Raw genomic sequence first — 17005 nt, 5'->3', positions numbered from 1 at the left:
ATTGTGCAGATGAGTCAGAACGAACCGAGCTCCGCATTGCAGTACCTGAGGCTCAAGCGTTTCGCGATGGCTCTGGGTACCTACGCGCTGTTGCTGACGATCACCTGGTTGACCGTGCTGGGTGACTTCTACCTGGGCTCGCGGGGCTACGCGCTGCTGGTCAGCCTGCTGGTGATCGCCAGCCAGCTGCTGTTTCTGATCTGCTTCCTCAGCGGCTTCAACCTGCGTTTTCGCGACCCCAGCCTGACGCTCGCCCAGGTACTGGTGGCGCTGCTCTGGCACACCCTGTTCCTGGCTAATCTGGATGAGGCTCGGGGTGCGCTGCTGGTCATCTACGTGATCATTCTGCTATTCGGCGTCTCGCAGCTGACCCCGCGGGTGTTCGCCCGCTGCGCCGCGTTCGCGTTCTTCTGCTTTGCCGCACTCAATCTCTATGAAGCCTATTGGCAGCCGTTGCCTGGGGATCGCCAGGGCCAGGTATTGCTGCAGTTGTGCGTGCTGTTGCTGGTGCTGATCTGGCTGAGCCTGTTTGCCGGCTACGTGCAGGCGATGCGAACGCGCATGCGCCAGCGCAGCGTGGCATTGCAGGCGCATCAGGACACCCTGCGCGGGATGATGCGCCAGCTCGAGGATCTGGTCGCCACCGATGAGCTGACCGGGCTGTTCAATCGCCGGCATTTCCTGCGCCTGGCCAAGCGCGAGCTGGCCAGCCTGCGGCCGGGTCGCGAGCATGGCCTGGCGCTGATCGATCTGGACTACTTCAAACGGATCAACGACCGCTTCGGGCATGCGACCGGTGATCGCGTGCTGCAGCTCTTCGCCAAGGTGGCCAAGACCTGCCTGCGCGACGGCGACATCCTGGCCCGTTACGGCGGTGAGGAGTTCGTGCTGCTGTTGCCCAATACCGATACCCTGCAGTTCAGTGCCTGCTGCGAGCGGCTGCGCGAGGCCTACGCGGCCACCCGTATCGAAGGGCTGGAGAGCGAGCGGATCAGCCTCTCGGTCGGTATGACCATGTTGCAGATGAAGGACGACCTGGACGACGCGCTGCAGCGTGCCGATCAGGCGTTGTACCGCGCCAAGCATGCCGGGCGCGATCGTTGCGAGGCGTCCTGGGGAGGAGGCGATGCCTGAATTGCGCCTGGGCGACAGGTCGCTGGTTGCCGAATCCGGCAGTAACCTGCTCGATACGCTGCTGGCGGCTGGGGTCGCGCTGCCCTACAGCTGCCGGGCAGGTAGCTGCCATGCCTGCATGGTGCGCTGCCAGGGGGCGCTTGAGGATGCCCAGCCCGATGCACTCAGCCCGGCGCAGCGCGAGCAGGGTTGGCGCCTGGCCTGCCAGTGCCGGTTGCAGGGCGATCTTGCAGTGGAGCTGTTCGACCCCGGTCGCGACGGCCTGCCGGCACGGGTGCAGTCCGTCGACTGGCTCAGTGAGCGGGTACTGCGCCTGCGGCTGCTGCCGGAGCGGCCGCTGCGCTATGCCGCCGGTCAGCATCTGTTGCTGTGGAATGCACAAGGCCTGGCGCGGCCCTATTCGCTGGCCAGTCTGCCGGGTGAAGATACCTGGCTGGAATTCCACCTCGACTGTCTGCCTGGTGGGGCCTTCAGTGAATCGGCGCGCTGTCTGCAGCCGGGTGACCCGCTGCGCCTGGGTGAACTGCGCGGTGGCGCATTGCACTATGACCCGACGTGGAGCGAGCGTCCGCTCTGGCTGCTGGCCGCCGGTACCGGGCTGGCGCCGCTGTGGGGCATTCTTCGCGAGGCACTGCGCCAGCATCACCAGGGCCCGATCAAGGTCATTCACCTGGCCGATGATCCGGTCGGTCACTATCTGGCGCAGCCCCTGCTGGCGCTGGCTGCAGCGCATTCCCAACTGAACGTGCAGCTACCGACGGCGGCCGATCAGGCTTCGGTTTTGGCCGGACTGCGGCTTGTCTCGCGGCAGACCCTCTCCCTACTCTGCGGTTCGCCCGCCAGCGTGGATGCCTTCGCCCGCCGTCTGTTTCTGATCGGTGTGCCGCGCAACCAGGTGCTGGCGGATGTCTTTCTGCCGCGTGCCTGAAGTCGGCGGTACAGGATTTTCCCGGAGCTTCGATGAGCGAACACGTACTGGTAGAACGCGAGGGCGGTCTGCTGACCCTGCGCCTGAACCGCCTGGACAAGATGAATGCCCTGACCCGCGCCATGTACGCGAGCTTGGCCGATGCACTGGAAGCGGCCGAGCAGGATCGCGGGGTGCGCGCCGTGCTGATCACCGGTGGCCCTGAGTGCTTCACCGGCGGCAATGACGTCAACGATTTCCTCCAGGCACCACCGAGCAGCACCGACAGCCCGGTGTTCCGTTTCATGCACGCGCTGCTCGATTGCAGCAAGCCGGTACTGGCTGCCGTGGCCGGACCGGCAGTCGGCATCGGCACCACGCTGTTGCTGCACTGCGATCTGGTCTATGTCAGTCGCGATGCCCGGCTGAGCACGCCTTTCGTCAATCTCGGGCTGTGTCCGGAGTTCGGCTCCAGCCTGATCCTGCCGCGCCTGCTGGGTCCGATGCGGGCGTCAAGGATGCTCCTGCTGGGCGAGCGCCTCAGCGGCGCTCAGGCGGTCGAGTGGGGGCTGGCCAGCGAGGTACTGGACGATGGCGCCGCGACCGAAGCCAGGGCGCGCGAAACCGCGCTGCGCTTTGTCGATCTGGCGCCGGCGGCGGTAGCCGACAGCAAGCGCCTGATGCGTGCGCCGCAGCGTGAGGAGTTGCTGCGGGTGATCGAGGTGGAGGGCGAGCTGTTCAATCAGCGGCTGCGCTCTCCGGAGGCGATCGAGGCGCTGTCGGCGTTCACCCAGCGGCGCACGCCGGACTTCTCGCGCTTTGCCTGAAGCCGTTTTGCGGCAGTTGCATCACTCGTAGGGCGGATTAGCCGCCCGCGGCGTAATCCGCCACGGAAAGAGCACCAGGCAATACTGTGGGGGCAAACCGAGGCTCCATCTCAGGCCACTTGGCAACGTGGGAATCGGCGCAATGCGCTGCGCTTATTGCGCCCTACGAATGCGGTCCGCCGAATCGGCTGTTGTAGGGTGGACGACGCTTCATCCGTCCACCGTTATGCAATCGCGACGCTGGATGAAAAGAGCGTCATCCACCCTACGTCGGGCTGGCGCGGCCGATCAGCCTGAAGCTCCAAGGGTGGATTAGCCGCAGGTGTAATCCACCATCGATCGGCAGAAATGCGTCGATCCGGCAGGCGCTGCGGGGTGCCGACGACCCTTGCGGCGCAATGCGCTGCGCTTGTTGCACCCTACGCCCTGAATCCGTTTTGTGAGGGCAAGAAAAAAGCCGCTCTCGAGCGGCCTTTTCATTTTCACGTCGCGACTCAGAGCAGGTGCGCGCCGACCTGGAGGATCTTCAGCGTATTGGTGCCGCCGGTGCCGTGATAGCTGTCGCCCTTGCTCAGGATCACCCAGTCGCCCGGCTCCACCACGCCGCGCTGGAGCAGTTCATCCACTGCCGCCTGGCTGACCTTGTCCGCTGGCAGCGCCGCCGGATCGAAGGGAATGGTGAACACGCCGCGGAACATCGCCACCCGCGCCTGGGTTTCGCGATGTGGCGAGAAGGCGAAGATCGGCACCGTGGAACGGATCCGCGACATGATCAACGGGGTGTAGCCGCTCTCGGTCAGGCAGATGATGGCCTTGACCCCGGCCATCTGGTTGGCGACGTACATGGCCGCCAGCGCGACGCTTTCGTCGCAGCGCTGGAACGCCTCGCCGAGACGGTGGCGCGAGCGGGTGTTGGTCGGATGCTTTTCCGCGCCCAGGCAGATCCGCGCCATCGCCTTGACCGCCTCGACCGGGTATTCGCCGGCGGCGCTCTCGGCGGAGAGCATGACCGCGTCGGTATGGTCGATCACCGCGTTGGCCACGTCGGAGACCTCGGCGCGGGTCGGCATCGGGCTGTGGATCATCGACTCCATCATCTGGGTCGCGGTGATCACCGCCTTGTTCAGCCCGCGCGAGTGCTGAATGATCTTCTTCTGGATGCCGACCAGCTCGGCATCGCCGATCTCCACGCCCAGATCGCCGCGGGCGACCATGACCGCGTCGCTGGCGCGGATCAGCGCGTCCAGGCTGGCGTCATCCGCCACCGCCTCGGCACGCTCGATCTTCGCCACCAGCCAGGCCTTGCAGCCAGCTTCCTCGCAGAGCCGGCGGGCCAGCTCCATGTCTGCCGCATCGCGCGGGAACGACACGGCCAGGTAATCGACCTCCATCTCCGCGGCCAGGGCGATGTCGGCCTTGTCCTTGCTGGTCAGGGCCGGTGCACTGAGTCCGCCGCCACGGCGGTTGATGCCCTTGTGGTCGGACAGCGGGCCGCCGATCAGCACCCGGCAACCGAGCTCGTCGGCGCTGCTCGTTTCGACCCGCAGCACCACGCGACCGTCGTCCAGCAGCAGTTCGTCGCCGACCCCGCAGTCCTTGATCAGATCCGGGTAGTCGATGCCGACCACCTGCTGGTTGCCGGCGTCGCGCGGGTGGGTCACCGAGAGGCGGAAGTAGTCGCCTTCGGCCAGGGAGATACGCTTGTCGCTGAAACGGGCGATGCGGATCTTCGGCCCCTGCAGGTCGCCGAGCAGGGCGACGAAGCGCCCGTGGCGCGCGGCGATCTCGCGGATCAGTCGGGCGCGAGAACGGTGCTCGTCGGCGCTGCCGTGGGAGAAATTCAGGCGGGCGACGTCCATTCCAGCGAGGATCAGCTTCTCGATCATCTGTTCCGAACTGCTCGCCGGGCCGAGGGTGGCGACTATCTTGGTGCGGCGCGAGATCATGCGGGGCTCCGGTGCTTCAGGGGGTGGTGGCGGGTTTGACGACCAGCAGGTCGCATTCGACCTCGTCGAGGACTCGTTCAGCAGTATTGCCGATGATGGCAGCGTCCAGCTGGCCGCGCGAGATCGCACCCATCAGCAGCAGGTCTATACCCTGCTCGCGGACGAAGGCGGGAATGCGCTGCTCGGCATACCCCTCCAGCAGGTGGCTGGAGGTCGGCGGGATGGTGTGCTGGGCCAGCAGCTGCTCGAAGGCTTCACGATGCTGGCTGGCGCACTTGGAGCTGTACTGCTCGTAGGACATCACCATCTCCAGATCGAAGACCAGGCTGCGCGGCAGAGGCGCGAAGCTGTGCAGGTAGTGAGGTTCGAGCCCGAGCTGGGTGGCGAGTTCGCCGGCGATATCGATCAGTCGATGATCGAGCGCGGCCGGTTTGTCGGCGCTGTGCAGCGGATCGAGGGCCGCGCACAGTTTACGTGCCTGCCACTCGCCATGATGGACCAGCCAGAGTGGGGCAGGGCAGTGGCGCAGCAGTTCCCAGTCGCTGTTGCTGAGCAGCAGGCGCTTGAGCAGGCCGTGGTGGTGGGCGGACTTGAACACCAGGTCCGGTTGCAGCGCACTGATGGCGTCGAGGCTGGCGCGCTGGCGCTGCTTGCTCCAGATGACCCGGGTGTGAACCTTGCCGCCGTTGCTGCGCAGCGGTGCGGCGAGCGTATCGAGCCAGTTGCGGCGCTCCTCCAGAAAGGCGTCGCGGGCCTGCTCCAGGCGCGGACCTTCGAGGAACAGGTTGTGATCGAGGCTGCTGCTGAAGGCGCAGAGCAGCAGGTGCAGTTCGGCGCCGGTGCGTTCGGCCAGCCAGGCGGCGCGTTGCAGGGCGGGTTGGTCCTTGCGCTCGGCGTCGATCAGCACCAGCAGGCGTTCGAATTTCACAGGCGTTCTCCTTGATAGCGGACGGGGCGTTTCCCGGATTGCAGCCTGCATGCCGTTGCGGGCGCTTGATCTGGGTCAGCATAGCGGTGCGGACATGATCTCGAGGTTACAACCACTCGCCCGGTTGCAGAACTGCGAACAGTTGCCGATACAGCCTGCACTCACCGAGGAGTCCGTGCCATGCGTCATCTGTCCACCTTCATCTGCCTTCTGCTGCTCGCCGGCTGTACCCGCATCCCGCTCGATCATCGGCTGGACAACGCCTACCAGGCCTACCATCTCGGCGACTGCGAGAAGGCCATGCTGGAATTGTCCCGGGCGGAGCGGCTGAGCCGCTCGCGCAGCTACCTGCAACCGGAAATCTCCTTGTTGCGCGGACACTGCCTGGAACGCCAGAGCCTGTTCGTCGATGCCCGGCAGACCTATCGCTTCATCATCCAGCGCTACCCGTCCAGCGAGTACGCCTACCGCGCCCAGGCGCGCCTGGACACGCTGGCCGCGCTGGGCCATGGAGATGGCGACGCGGTGCGCAAATGATCGATGGCGTACTGGGACAAGCGCGCATCTGGCGGTACCCTCGCGCCTTTGACTGACCTGGAGGCACCATGCGTAGCCTGCTGATCCTGCTTGTTCTGGTTGCGACCCCGACCCTGGCGGAAATCTATCGCTGGACCGACGCCGAAGGCCGCGTCCATTTCGGTCAGCGCCCACCCGCGCAGGCCGAGCGCATAGAAGTGCGCCCGCAGGTGATCGAGCGCGACCAGCAGACGCGCGAGCGCGAGGCGCGTAGCGAGCGCTTCTTCCAGGCGCGTCGCGACGAGCAAGCGCAGCAACAGCAACGCAGCGCCGAGCAGGATGCCGAGCGGCAGCAGCACTGTGCTGCACTGAAAGCGCGAATGGCCCGGCTGGCCAGCGGTGGAACCTTCTTCAGCGCCGACGAGAGTGGCGGCCGCCGCTATTACAGCGACGCCGAGGTGGACGCCGCTCGTCGTGAACTGCGGACGCAGGTCGAACAACACTGCGACTGAAACTGGAGAAGCTGGCGCATTGCGGCCATACTCAGGGTCCATTCGTAGCCAATTGCCATCATGCGAAATCTACGCAGGATCGACCGCCACCAACTGCCCTCCTACCTCAAGGTGTTCAATCGGATCACCGACCGGCCGATGGGCTACATAGGCAACGTCTCGCTGGAGGGGTTGCTGCTGATCAGCGAGCTGCCGATGCTGGTCGGCGGCTGCTTCGACATGCGCATCAAGATCCCCGGCTGCGAGGGCCATCAGCAGTACATCGACTTTTCCGCGACCTGCAAGTGGTCTCGCGAGGATGTCACGCCAGGCGGCTATGACTCGGGCTTCTGCCTGGTCAGCGCGCCGGCGGAGTACACCGAGATGGTCGAGGCGCTGCGTCACTACTTCAGCTTCAATCCGGTGGTCAGTTCGGTCTGAGTCGGAGCGCTATGCGGGCGGGGTAGGGTGCACACATACCCTTTTGCTTTGTCACACCACCCTGCATGAAGCACCACTACACAGGCCGACCTCCGTTGCCATCAGCGAACTTCGCCTGGTGGATGGTTTCGGCCATCCACCCTACAGGTTGGCGCAGAGCGGACAGCACAGTCATGTCCAGAGGCCTGGCGTAGAGTGGACAACGGTGCAGCCTTGTCCACCGGCCAAAAGCGCATATCGATGGGTGTTCCGAGTGGCAGAGCGGATGCTCAGAGCACGCCACCCTTCTTCCACGCCAGATAGCGGCTGACCAGCTCGGGGCCCAGTTCGCTCGGTCGCGCATCCAGTACCGGCATGCCGTGGCTGGCCAGGCGCTCGTGCAGCCCGTCGCGGGCATTCAGGTAGTCCAGGGTGCCGCAGTAGGCGAGTGCCTGGTCGTAGGTTTCCACCTCGGTATGGCGCAGGCGGTCGAGCACTTCCTCGCGCAGGCTGGTGATCAGCACCCGATGACGCTTGCCCAGGCGCTTGACCGCGCCGAGCAGCTCCTCGTCGTCCTCGTCGCGCAGGTTGCTCACCAGCACCACCAGTGCTCGCCGATGCTGGCGCGCGAGCAACTGGTCAATGGCGCCGGCGTAGTCCGCCGGGCGCTGGGTGCTCTGCAGGTCGTACACCGCGTTGAGCAGCACGCTGAGCTGGGCAGGCCCTTTGACCGGCGCAACGAAGCGCTGCTCGCCGGCGAAGGTCGCCAGGCCCACCGCGTCGCCCTGGCGCAAGGCCACGTAGCTGAGCAGCAGGCAGGCGTTGAGGGCATGGTCGAAGTGCGAGAGGTCGCCATCCTGGCTGCGCATGCGTCGGCCGCAGTCGATCAGGAAGACGATCTGCTGATCACGCTCGTCCTGGTACTCGCGGGCGATTGGCGTGCGTTTGCGTGCTGTCGCCTTCCAGTCGATCTGGCGCAGGGTGTCGCCATCGCGGAAGTCGCGCAGCTGATGGAACTCCAGGCCCAGGCCGCGCCGCGGCCGCTGGCGCACGCCGAGCTGATTCAGCCAGTCGTCGACCGCCATCAGCTGGGCGCCGTAGAGCCGGGCGAAATCCGGATAGACGCGGGTGCTGGCAGTGCATTCAAGCAGGCGGCGGCCCTGCCAGAAACGCAGCGGACTGTTCAGCAACAGCTCGCAGCGGGGAAACTCGAAGCGGCCGCGCTTGAGCGGGCGCACCCGGTAGCCGAACTGGGTCACCTCCCCCGGATGCAGCTCGACCCGCTGCGGCAGGTACTCGAAATCCATGTCCTGGGGGAGATGGTCGAAAACCTCGACGCTCTGGCGCTGCCGGTAGGCGTGGTGCAGCAGCATGCGCACCTCGGTCCAGCGTCCCAGCGGCAGGTTGCCCGGCAGCTCGCGTTCGAGGGTGGGGGAGGGCAGGCGTCGCAGCCAGATGGCGTCGGTCAATGCCAGCAGCGCGGTGGCCAGCAGGGCGCCCCACCAGATCGGCGTCAGGCTGGCGGGCAGGGCGATCCCCAGCGCCGGCAGGGCACCGAGCAGAATGGCGGCTGCGAGCAGCACGCCGATCAGCCACAGAAGCAGGCGCGAGGGTTTCATAGGCGCGGCGCAGGCACCTGATCGAGCAGCTGCTGCAACACCTGGTCGACCGAGAGTCCCTCGATATCCAGCTCGGGGGACAGCCGCACGCGGTGACGCAGCACCGCCAGCGCGCAGCTCTTGACGTCATCCGGCAGGACGAAGTCGCCGCCACGCAGCAGGGCACGGGCGCGTCCGCCGCGGACCAGGGAGATGCTGGCGCGCGGGCCGGCACCCAGTGCCAGGCCGGGCCAGGTGCGGGTGGCGCGGGCCAGGCGCACTGCGTAGTCGAGGACCTGATCGTCCACCGGCAGCTCGCTGGCGATCTTCTGCAAGGCGAGGATGTCCTTGGCCTGCAGCAGGGTGCGCAGCGGCGTCACGTCGAGCATGTCGGCCCGCGAGGAGCGGGTGACCTGGCGCACCAGCGTCATCTCCTCGGCGGCTTCGGGGTAGTCGATGCGCAGCTTGAGCATGAAACGGTCGAGTTCGGCTTCCGGCAGCGGATAGGTACCTTCCTGCTCGATCGGGTTCTGCGTCGCCATCACCAGGAACGGCTGGGGTACCGGCAGCGCGCGTCCTTCCAGGGTCACCTGGCGCTCCTGCATCACCTCGAGCAGCGCCGCCTGGGTCTTCGCCGGCGCGCGGTTGATCTCGTCCGCCAGCAGCAGATTGGTGAACACCGGGCCCTTGCGCAGCTTGAACTGCTCGGATTGCATGTCGTACACCGCGTGGCCGGTGACGTCACTGGGCATCAGGTCCGGGGTGAACTGGATGCGCGAGAACTCGCCGCCGAAGCAGCGTGCCAGGGCCCGGATCAGCAGGGTCTTGCCCAGTCCGGGCACGCCTTCGACCAGGACATGGCCGCCGGCGATCAGCGCGGTGAGAACATCCTCGATCACCGCGCTCTGGCCGATCAGCGCCTTCTGCAGCTCCTGGCGCAGGGCGGCGGCCAACTGGCTGGCGCGCTGGCGCTGGAGGTTCGGGTTGGCGGGGGCCGGGGCCGGCTCGCTGCGGGGAGTCTCTGGCGTCTGTTCGCTCATAGGGCATTCCTAAGGTTTTGCAGGTAGGCGACCTGGCGGGTGAATTGGGCGGCGCTGACGCGGTCCTTGCCGGCCGGACGCATCGCTTGACCGATGTTGCTGGGAGACTGACGGGAGAGGCGGCCGAGGATCTGCCACTGCTCGGCCACCGGCAGCCGCTCGAAGCCGGGATGGCGCCGACGGGCGCGGCGCTGGATGTCGGCCTGCAGGGCCTGGATCAGGCGCTGCTGGCTGGTGCGGCGCAGAAGGAAGTCGGCACTGCCGCGCAGATGCTCCTCAAGCTGTCGGCGAGCCGGCCTGGCCGGCAGCAGCAACGGTCCCTGGCGACTGCCGCGGCGCCAGAGCAGCAGGGCGATCAGCAGCAGCGCGGCGACCAGCGCCTGCGGGAAGTGCTTGAGCAGCAGCGAGAAGAGGTCGTCGCGCTCGGCGTGATGCAGCAGGGTGACATCGGAATCCTGGGTCAGGTACCAGAGCAGCCAGGCGTTGTCGTGCTTGCCGATATGGCGGTTCTGCCACAGCCAGTGATCCGTCACCACGGTGATGACGCCCTTGCCGTGGTACAGCTGCAGCATATGCGTGGCCTGGGCGCTGTTGGCCCAGGCGTGGGCGCGGTTCTGCGCATCGTAGAGGTGATAGTCGGTGTCGAAGCCGAAATAGGCCGGCTCGTCCTCGTTCTCCAGATACAGCTTGGTCAGCTCAGGATGACGGTCGCCGCTGGCGACCGTGGGTGCGCGTTGCGCTGTGCCTTGCGGCGCCGGTTTGCGCCAGCGCTGGGTGCGCTCCTCTGGAGCGCTGCGCTCTTCTTCTTCGAGAGTCTCGAGATCGTTAGCGTCGTACTGGCGGATGTCCAGCAGGTCGAGCAGCAGATCGCCGCTCTTGCCATCATCCTCGTCCCAGAATGCTTCGGCGACGAACAGCAGGTGTCCGCCCTGTTCTGCCCAGGCCAGCACGCGCTCGGCCTGGCGCGGCGTCATGCGGTCGCGATCGGCCAGCAGCAACAAGGTCTGGCCCTTGCTCGGCAGGGTGTCCAGAACCTCCAGACCGCTGGCTCGGCTGACCTTGCGCTGTTGGCCCTCGAGGAAGCGTTCGGCGGCGAGGAAACGGTTGGCGCGCGCCTCGGGCGATGGGCCGTGCTTGACCTCTTCCTCGTAAGGCTCGGCGATGCTCAGCAGGTAGCTGCCGAACAGGACCAGCAGTGCGACCAGCAGTCCGATGACGAGGGCTAGCGTGCGCCGCTTCATGTCGGCTCCTGCCCGGAGAACTGCTGGCGCCAGCCGTTACACAGCTGGTCACGGACCGTGGCGTCCGGCAGACGATGCCCGTAGGCGAGGTTCTGCCAGTGACCGGTGAGCAGGGCGCTGAACTGGCTGAGACCCGATTGCTGCAGGCGGTCGACCAGGCGCAGAACCTCGCCTTCGGTGTGCGCGCTCTTGAGCGGTAGCCGGTGCTCGTGCAGCAGGCGGCTGAGCAAGGCTCGGTAGAGCAGGCCGAGTGCTTCGCGCGGGTTCTCCAGCCAGAGCCGCTCGGCGGTTCCGGCGACGTCGTCGGGAATGCTCTCCGGGGTGATCTCCAGGCCGAACAGCATCGCCGGTGCCTCGCGCTTGGCGCGTTGTGGCAGGCCCAGGCGCGAGGCAAAGGCCCGCAGCCATTCGCGGTAGCGCCAGATCAGCAGTGCCAGCAGGCTGATCAGCAGTGCCCAGAGCACCACTTTGAAGATCAGGCTGATCATCTCGATAGCGCCAAAACCCTCGCCGAGCTTGAACAGCTTTTCGAAGAACTCCGCGACCTTGTCCGGATCGTCTTCCTCGGGTTCTTCTTCCGGCTTTTCCTCGCCGAAACGCCAGCGGGTCACCATCTGGTTGTTCTGGAAGGGTGCTGCGGCGAGCAGATCCTTGATCGCCTGCTTTGCCTGGCTGCTGGTCAGCGCCTGATTGGTCAGGCGCGCCTTGTCGTCCGGCTCGCGGTCGGTATAGGGATTGAAGTCGCCTGCCGGCGGTGGGCAGCTGTTGGCTGCCAGGGCGTGCTCGGCGGGCATGGCGAACACCAGCACGAGGCCGAGCACGAGGGCGTAGGCGCTGCCGGTCAGGCGCTGGCGCAGGCGGCGGAAGGCCAGTTCGATGTCCCAGGCCTCGAGGGCTGTACGCCGATTCAGATAGAGGCTGAAGCCGCAGGCTACGTAGATCGGCTCCCAGACCATCAGTACCAGCGCATAGCTCCAGTTGCGCAGGTGGTCGAGCCAGAGCCACTCGCCACCGGATTCCTGCAGCAGTTTCTGCCAGCCAAGGTCGTCCATCAGCTGCTGTGGCAACAGCATGTAGCACAGGGCGATCAGACCGAAATACAGACAGGCCTCCAGTACCAGTCCGGAAAATGTCAGCCAGGCCGCCGCGCCGCTGTCACGCTGGCCGAGCACTGTCAGGCGCTGGCTACGGACGCTGCCGGACAATCCTTCCAGCTGCAGTACCGGCAGGTCGAAGCTGCGCGAAGGGCTGAAGCGTCGCCAGGTCAGGCTGGCGAAGAGTTGGGGGCGCAGCAGTCGCGGGAAGGCTTTCAGGCTTTCGCGCAGCGTCGGCATCTCGCGGAACAGCGCGCGGGAAAGAATGAACAGCGGCAGGCGCTCATAGGCCGGCTTGAGCCACCAGAAGATCAGCAGCGCCCAGAGCGGGTATTTCCACAGTACCGCGGTGAGGACTGCCAGCAGCGGCAGGGTGATCAACGCCCAGCTGGCCATCAGCACGCCGCACTGACGGCGGGCCATCAGCGTGCCGAGGTCCAGTGCTTCCCAGGCAGTCCGCGGGCGGATCGCGACGCTGGCGTCAGTCAGGCGCATGGCGGCGTCCGGCAAAGATGAAGTACAGGGCAACCAGCAGCCAGAGACCTGCGCCCACCACGTACTTGATCGTCGAGGTGGCAAAGGTCATCGACGACCAGTAGGCCTCGATGAACGCAGCGATCAGCAGGAAGAACACGACGCCGGCGACCAGCTTGACCGCTTCTGCCGCCGCCAAACGCAGCGCTTCGATGCGCGTGTGCCGCCCCGGCACCAGCAGCGCCCAGCCCAGCTTGAGCCCGGCAGCGCCGGCAAAGGTGATGGCGGTCAGCTCGAAGGCGCCGTGGCCGATGACGAACGACCAGAAGGTATCGCTGTAGCCGATGCGGGTCAGATGCCCGGCAACCGCGCCGATATAGAGGCCGTTGAAGAGCAGGAAGAACAGCGTGCCGAGGCCGAACAGCAGGCCGCTGGCAAAGGTCTGAAAGCCGATGCCGATGTTGTTCATGATGTAGAAGCCGAACATCATCCAGTCATCGCCGGCATCGCGTTCGCCGAAGCGACCTAGGCGGCGGTTCTCCGGGTCGTACATTGTTTCCATGCTGGTGACCTGGGCGGGATCCATCAGGCTGTAGACCAGCTCCGGGTAGAGGTAGACCAGCACGCCCATGCCGATCAGGCTGCCGTAGAACACCAGGCTGGCGATCAGCACGCTGCGCCATTCCCGGCGAATCAGTCGCGGGAAACCCGCCAGCACGAAGCCGATGATCTGTGCGCCCAGGTGGCTGCGATGGCGGTAGAACTGCTGGTGTCCACGCATCGCCAGCAGCTGCAGCTGATCGATCAGATGGGTGCTGTAGGTACGCTCCTGGGCCAGCGCCAGCTGCTGGCAGATGCGCCGGTATTGCGCGGCGAACGCCTGGCTCTCGTCTTCCTTGGTCTTGCCTTGCTCCAGAGACAGCAGCAGCGCCTGGAAGGCGTCCCACTCGGCCTGGTGGCGGCGTTCGAAAAGACTCTGCTTCATGCCTGCCCCAATAGTCCGCGGGCGATGCCGTTGAGCTCGGCTTCGGCGAGGTCGGCATGCACTTCCAGCGCGGGCGCGAGTATTCCGGCGATCTCCGCCCGGCGCCCACTGGACAGACCGGCCTGGCGCTCGGCGAAACCGAGTATCGCGCGCTGTTCGTCCTGGCTGAGCGCGAAGGGCGCGCGTAGCGGGCTGACCTCGGGAATCTGTGGGCGCGTCGGCGGCTCGTCGCGATAGACCACCAAAGTGCCTGCGGCCAGATCGCCGAGGCGCTTGAAGCCCGGGTGGAGCAGGCTGCTGAGGATGCCCAGCGCGTAGCCGACCGGCAGCATGTCGACAAAGCGCAGCAGGTTGCGGATCAGCGAGGCGCCCCAGCCCACGGGTGTGCCATCGTCATGCACGACGCGCAGGCCAAGGGCCTGCTTGCCGGGCGAACGGCCCTGATTGAACACCTCGAAGAGGACCATGTACCACCAGTTCAACAGGAAGAACAGGATCAGCAGCAGCCCCTGGCCGAAGTCGCCGAGCAACGCCAGGACGATGCCTGCTACAAGCATGACGCCGCCGCGAATCAGCAGGTCGATGATGAAGGCCATTGCTCGGGGAACCACGCCGGCGGGACGCAGCTGCAGATCGATACCCTCCGGCGTCTCGACCTTGTAGCGGCTATCGAGTACGGCCAGGGCGTCTTGCGTGACTGTGTGGTTGGCGGGGGACACGGACATCTGTGTGGCACTGCGGAAAAGGCGGTTCGGGGAGCACGCACGGAGCCTTGCGGCTCCGCCGGCACGCGACTCAGTTGCTCTGCGGCAGGACGCCGAAGATGGTGCGGTAGAGGATTCCTAGCGAGATGACCCAGAGCGGGATCGACCAGACCAGGCCGACACCCAGCGGGATGAGGCTGACGATCTGGATCAGGGCAAGCAGCAGGAGCAGGGCGAAGATCTTGAACCACTGCTGGGTGACTGCCTTGCGCGACACCTCCATGGCTTCCCAGGGCGACAGGCCGCGTTCGACGATCAGCGGAATCGCCAGCATGTAGGCGACCGACAGATAGATGCCGGGAATTACCAGCAGGAAGAAACCGAGATAGGTCATCAGCGTGATCAGTAGCGCTGCGCCGATAAGCGCGCCGGCTCGGCTGAAGTGGCTGAACAGTTCGTTGGCATTGATGGGCTGGCCAGCAGCACGGCGGATGCCAACCATGGTCACACCGGCGAGGAATGGGTAGGCCAGCGCTGTCGCGATGGCGCCGACGACCGTTTGGCTCACCATCATGGTGACAAATTCGGTACCGGAGAGCCCCAGCATGCTGACGATCAGGGTGGCGATGAAGCTGAGCACCCACATTACGGCGTAGAAGACGATGAAGCCGGCAACGATGACGCCCTTGGAGCCCTTGACCAGACGCCATGCTTCTTCGATCAGTGCGCCGATCTGGAAGTCATAGCCGCGGCTCAGGGCTTCCTCGATGGTCGGTACGGGGGTCAGATCGTGGCGGACTTCCTGGAGATTGCTGGCGGGAGCCGCGTAGGGATTCTGCGAAATACTGTCAGTCATGCGAGCGTTCCTTGCGTGGAGACCTGAACCGGGATCGCGGCATCTTAGCGGCAGCGGGCGCAGGCCCACAACCAGCGGACCGGGCGGCTGTGCGAGCGGTCATGTTTCCCCGGGTTTTTCCCTCGGCGGGTTTTCGTGGCTAACTAGCGGTCATGCGGCGGGTCCGCAGCCGGTCACGCCTAGCAGGCTGTTGAAAAACTACCTGCGTGGCCATCGCGGCGTTAAAAATCGGCTCAAGATGCTCATTTACAACGCGTAAACTGCGCTTTTTCACCGGTTTTTGCCTTGCGCTGGCTGCCTCGCCAACGTTTTTCAACAGCCTGCTAGCGCGACGTCTCGCCCGGCATTCATCGCGCCCTATGGAACAGCCGTGACTTCGAGCATCTTCTGGTACGACTACGAAACAACCGGCGTCGATCCTCGCCGCGACCGGCCTCTGCAGGTGGCCGGTCTGCGCACCGACGAGCAACTGAATCTGATCGGTGAGCCGCTGGACCTCTATTGCCGGCTCAGCGAAGACATCCTGCCGCATCCGGCGGCCTGCCTGATTACCGGGATCACGCCACAGCGCCTGGCGGAAAGCGGGTTGGGCGAGGCCGAGTTCATGGCGCGGTTGCATGCTGAACTGGCTCAGCCGGGCACCTGTGGTGCTGGCTACAACAGCCTGCGCTTCGACGACGAGGTGACGCGCTACAGCCTCTATCGCAATTTCCATGATCCCTATGCGCGGGAATGGCAGGGCGGCAACAGCCGCTGGGATCTCATCGATGTGGTACGTACCGCCTTTGCACTGCGTCCGCAAGGCATCGAATGGCCGATGGTCGACGGGCGGCCCTCGCTGCGCCTGGAGCTTCTTTCCGCGGCCAACGGGCTGGAGCATGGACAGGCGCACAACGCGCTGTCCGATGTCCACGCGACCATCGCCTTGGCGCGCCTGATTCGTGATCGCCAGCCCAGGCTGTACGCCTATCTGTACGGCCTGCGCAGCAAGGCCCGGGTGCTGGAGCAGATCCAGCTGTTGCGTCCGATGCTGCATGTATCCGGACGCTTTTCTGCCGAGCGCGGTTATCTGGGCGTTGTTCTGCCGCTGGCCTGGCATCCGCGCAATCGCAATGCGCTGATTGTTTGTGATCTGCAGGCAGACATTGCGCCCTTGCTGGAGGAGTCGGCAGAGGTACTGCGCAGACGGCTGTATACCCGGCGCGATGCGCTGCTGGAAGGCGAGTTGCCGGTCCCGTTGAAACTGGTACATGTCAATCGCAGTCCGGTGCTGTTGCCGCTGGCAGTACTTCGCGAAGAGGATCAACAGCGTCTGCACGTGGATCTTGCGTCCTGCCTGGCATGCGCCGAAGTTCTGCGAGAGTCGGGCGCGGTCTGGCAAGACAAGTTGCCGCTGATCTACCAGGACGAGGACTTTGCGGGCAGTGATGACCCGGAGCAGCAGTTGTATTCCGGTTTCATTGGTGACCGCGACCGTCGTCTGTGCGAGAGAGTACGCAATGCCTCGGGCAGGGCGCTGGCCGAGGAAAACTGGCCGTTCGATGACATGCGTCTGCCGGAATTGCTATTTCGTTATCGGGCAAGAAACTTTCCGCAGACACTTTCCGCTGACGAACTCGAGCGTTGGCGGACCTTCTGCCAAAACCGTCTGCAGGATGCACAGTGGGGGGCGCCCAATACGCTGGCGGCGTTCGATGCGGCGTTGCTGGAGCGTCGAGGGGATGCGACGGCTGCACAGGCGCAGATTCTCGATAGCTGGGCGGCATATGCCGAACAGTTGCGCCTGCGCCACGCTTTGTCGGGGTAATAAAAAACGCCAGCAGCGCTGGCGTTTTAGTTGTTCG

General features: G+C 65.4%; 16 protein-coding genes. 7 read left to right on the top strand and 9 right to left on the bottom strand.

The genetic code is table 11. From position 1 onward, the window contains the following. Positions 1–9: 9 nt before the first annotated feature. Genes DBO85_RS00615 through DBO85_RS00605 form a run of 3 tightly spaced genes read left to right on the top strand, consistent with a single transcriptional unit; the run spans position 10 to position 2868 of the window. Complete coding sequence (locus DBO85_RS00615; protein WP_233356526.1) at positions 10–1134, top strand: GGDEF domain-containing protein; 1125 nt, start codon at positions 10–12, stop codon at positions 1132–1134. Then, positions 1127–2062, top strand: coding sequence for an iron-sulfur-binding ferredoxin reductase (locus DBO85_RS00610; protein ID WP_108104257.1), 936 nt, complete (start codon positions 1127–1129; stop codon positions 2060–2062). The genes DBO85_RS00615 and DBO85_RS00610 overlap by 8 nt, the downstream gene beginning before the upstream one ends. Before the next feature lie 32 nt (positions 2063–2094). After that, positions 2095–2868, top strand: coding sequence for an enoyl-CoA hydratase (locus DBO85_RS00605; RefSeq protein WP_108104255.1), 774 nt, complete (start codon positions 2095–2097; stop codon positions 2866–2868). Between the two features lie 494 nt (positions 2869–3362). Here the strand turns inward: DBO85_RS00605 and pyk are convergent, their stop codons facing one another. Next, entirely contained in the window at positions 3363–4814 is a 1452-nt protein-coding gene (pyk, locus tag DBO85_RS00600; RefSeq protein ID WP_108104253.1) for a pyruvate kinase, read from the bottom strand. A gap of 16 nt (positions 4815–4830) precedes the next feature. Further along, complete coding sequence (locus tag DBO85_RS00595; protein WP_108104251.1) at positions 4831–5742, bottom strand: universal stress protein; 912 nt, start codon at positions 5740–5742, stop codon at positions 4831–4833. Positions 5743–5922: 180 nt separating this feature from the next. On the opposite strand from DBO85_RS00595, the gene DBO85_RS00590 reads away from it, so the two are divergent. The 3 genes from DBO85_RS00590 to DBO85_RS00580 all read left to right on the top strand — a co-directional run bounded on the left by DBO85_RS00590 (position 5923) and on the right by DBO85_RS00580 (position 7190). Then, positions 5923–6279: a tetratricopeptide repeat protein gene (locus DBO85_RS00590; protein WP_108104249.1), complete on the top strand. Its 357-nt coding sequence runs from the start codon at positions 5923–5925 to the stop codon at positions 6277–6279. A gap of 68 nt (positions 6280–6347) precedes the next feature. Then, positions 6348–6770, top strand: a complete 423-nt coding sequence (locus DBO85_RS00585) for a DUF4124 domain-containing protein (protein WP_108104247.1) — start codon at positions 6348–6350, stop codon at positions 6768–6770. A 60-nt stretch (positions 6771–6830) separates the two neighbouring features. Continuing rightward, positions 6831–7190 carry a PilZ domain-containing protein gene (locus DBO85_RS00580; RefSeq protein ID WP_108104245.1) on the top strand — a complete coding sequence of 120 codons (360 nt, stop codon included), beginning with the start codon at positions 6831–6833 and terminating at the stop codon, positions 7188–7190. A gap of 269 nt (positions 7191–7459) precedes the next feature. Here DBO85_RS00580 and DBO85_RS00575 read toward each other — a convergent pair whose 3' ends face one another. From DBO85_RS00575 to DBO85_RS00545, 7 genes are all read right to left on the bottom strand, one after another. Continuing rightward, positions 7460–8788 carry a DUF58 domain-containing protein gene (locus DBO85_RS00575; protein ID WP_108104243.1) on the bottom strand — a complete coding sequence of 443 codons (1329 nt, stop codon included), beginning with the start codon at positions 8786–8788 and terminating at the stop codon, positions 7460–7462. Continuing rightward, entirely contained in the window at positions 8785–9807 is a 1023-nt protein-coding gene (locus DBO85_RS00570) for an AAA family ATPase (protein ID WP_108104241.1), read from the bottom strand. The genes DBO85_RS00575 and DBO85_RS00570 overlap by 4 nt, the downstream gene beginning before the upstream one ends. Continuing rightward, positions 9804–11048, bottom strand: a complete 1245-nt coding sequence (locus DBO85_RS00565; protein ID WP_108104238.1) for a DUF4350 domain-containing protein — start codon at positions 11046–11048, stop codon at positions 9804–9806. The genes DBO85_RS00570 and DBO85_RS00565 overlap by 4 nt, the downstream gene beginning before the upstream one ends. Further along, complete coding sequence (locus DBO85_RS00560; protein ID WP_108104236.1) at positions 11045–12637, bottom strand: DUF4129 domain-containing protein; 1593 nt, start codon at positions 12635–12637, stop codon at positions 11045–11047. The genes DBO85_RS00565 and DBO85_RS00560 overlap by 4 nt, the downstream gene beginning before the upstream one ends. Then, positions 12624–13601 carry a stage II sporulation protein M gene (locus DBO85_RS00555; protein ID WP_108104234.1) on the bottom strand — a complete coding sequence of 326 codons (978 nt, stop codon included), beginning with the start codon at positions 13599–13601 and terminating at the stop codon, positions 12624–12626. Before DBO85_RS00555 ends, DBO85_RS00560 begins: the two co-directional genes overlap by 14 nt. Next, on the bottom strand, positions 13598–14326 hold the full coding sequence (locus tag DBO85_RS00550; RefSeq protein ID WP_108104232.1) for an RDD family protein: 729 nt from the start codon (positions 14324–14326) through the stop codon (positions 13598–13600). The genes DBO85_RS00555 and DBO85_RS00550 overlap by 4 nt, the downstream gene beginning before the upstream one ends. Positions 14327–14396: 70 nt before the next feature. Next, on the bottom strand, positions 14397–15161 hold the full coding sequence (locus tag DBO85_RS00545; RefSeq protein WP_108104230.1) for a DUF975 family protein: 765 nt from the start codon (positions 15159–15161) through the stop codon (positions 14397–14399). Positions 15162–15531: 370 nt separating this feature from the next. Between DBO85_RS00545 and sbcB the strand changes: the two genes are divergently transcribed. Further along, on the top strand, positions 15532–16968 hold the full coding sequence (gene sbcB, locus DBO85_RS00540; protein WP_108104228.1) for an exodeoxyribonuclease I: 1437 nt from the start codon (positions 15532–15534) through the stop codon (positions 16966–16968). Positions 16969–17005 lie beyond the last annotated feature (37 nt).

It is taken from the genome of Pseudomonas mangrovi, from assembly GCF_003052585.1.
In the GTDB taxonomy this organism is placed as follows: domain Bacteria; phylum Pseudomonadota; class Gammaproteobacteria; order Pseudomonadales; family Pseudomonadaceae; genus Aquipseudomonas; species Aquipseudomonas mangrovi.
The sequence above is the reverse complement of the archived record's forward strand: the minus strand, read 5'-3'. Positions and strand labels throughout refer to the sequence as shown.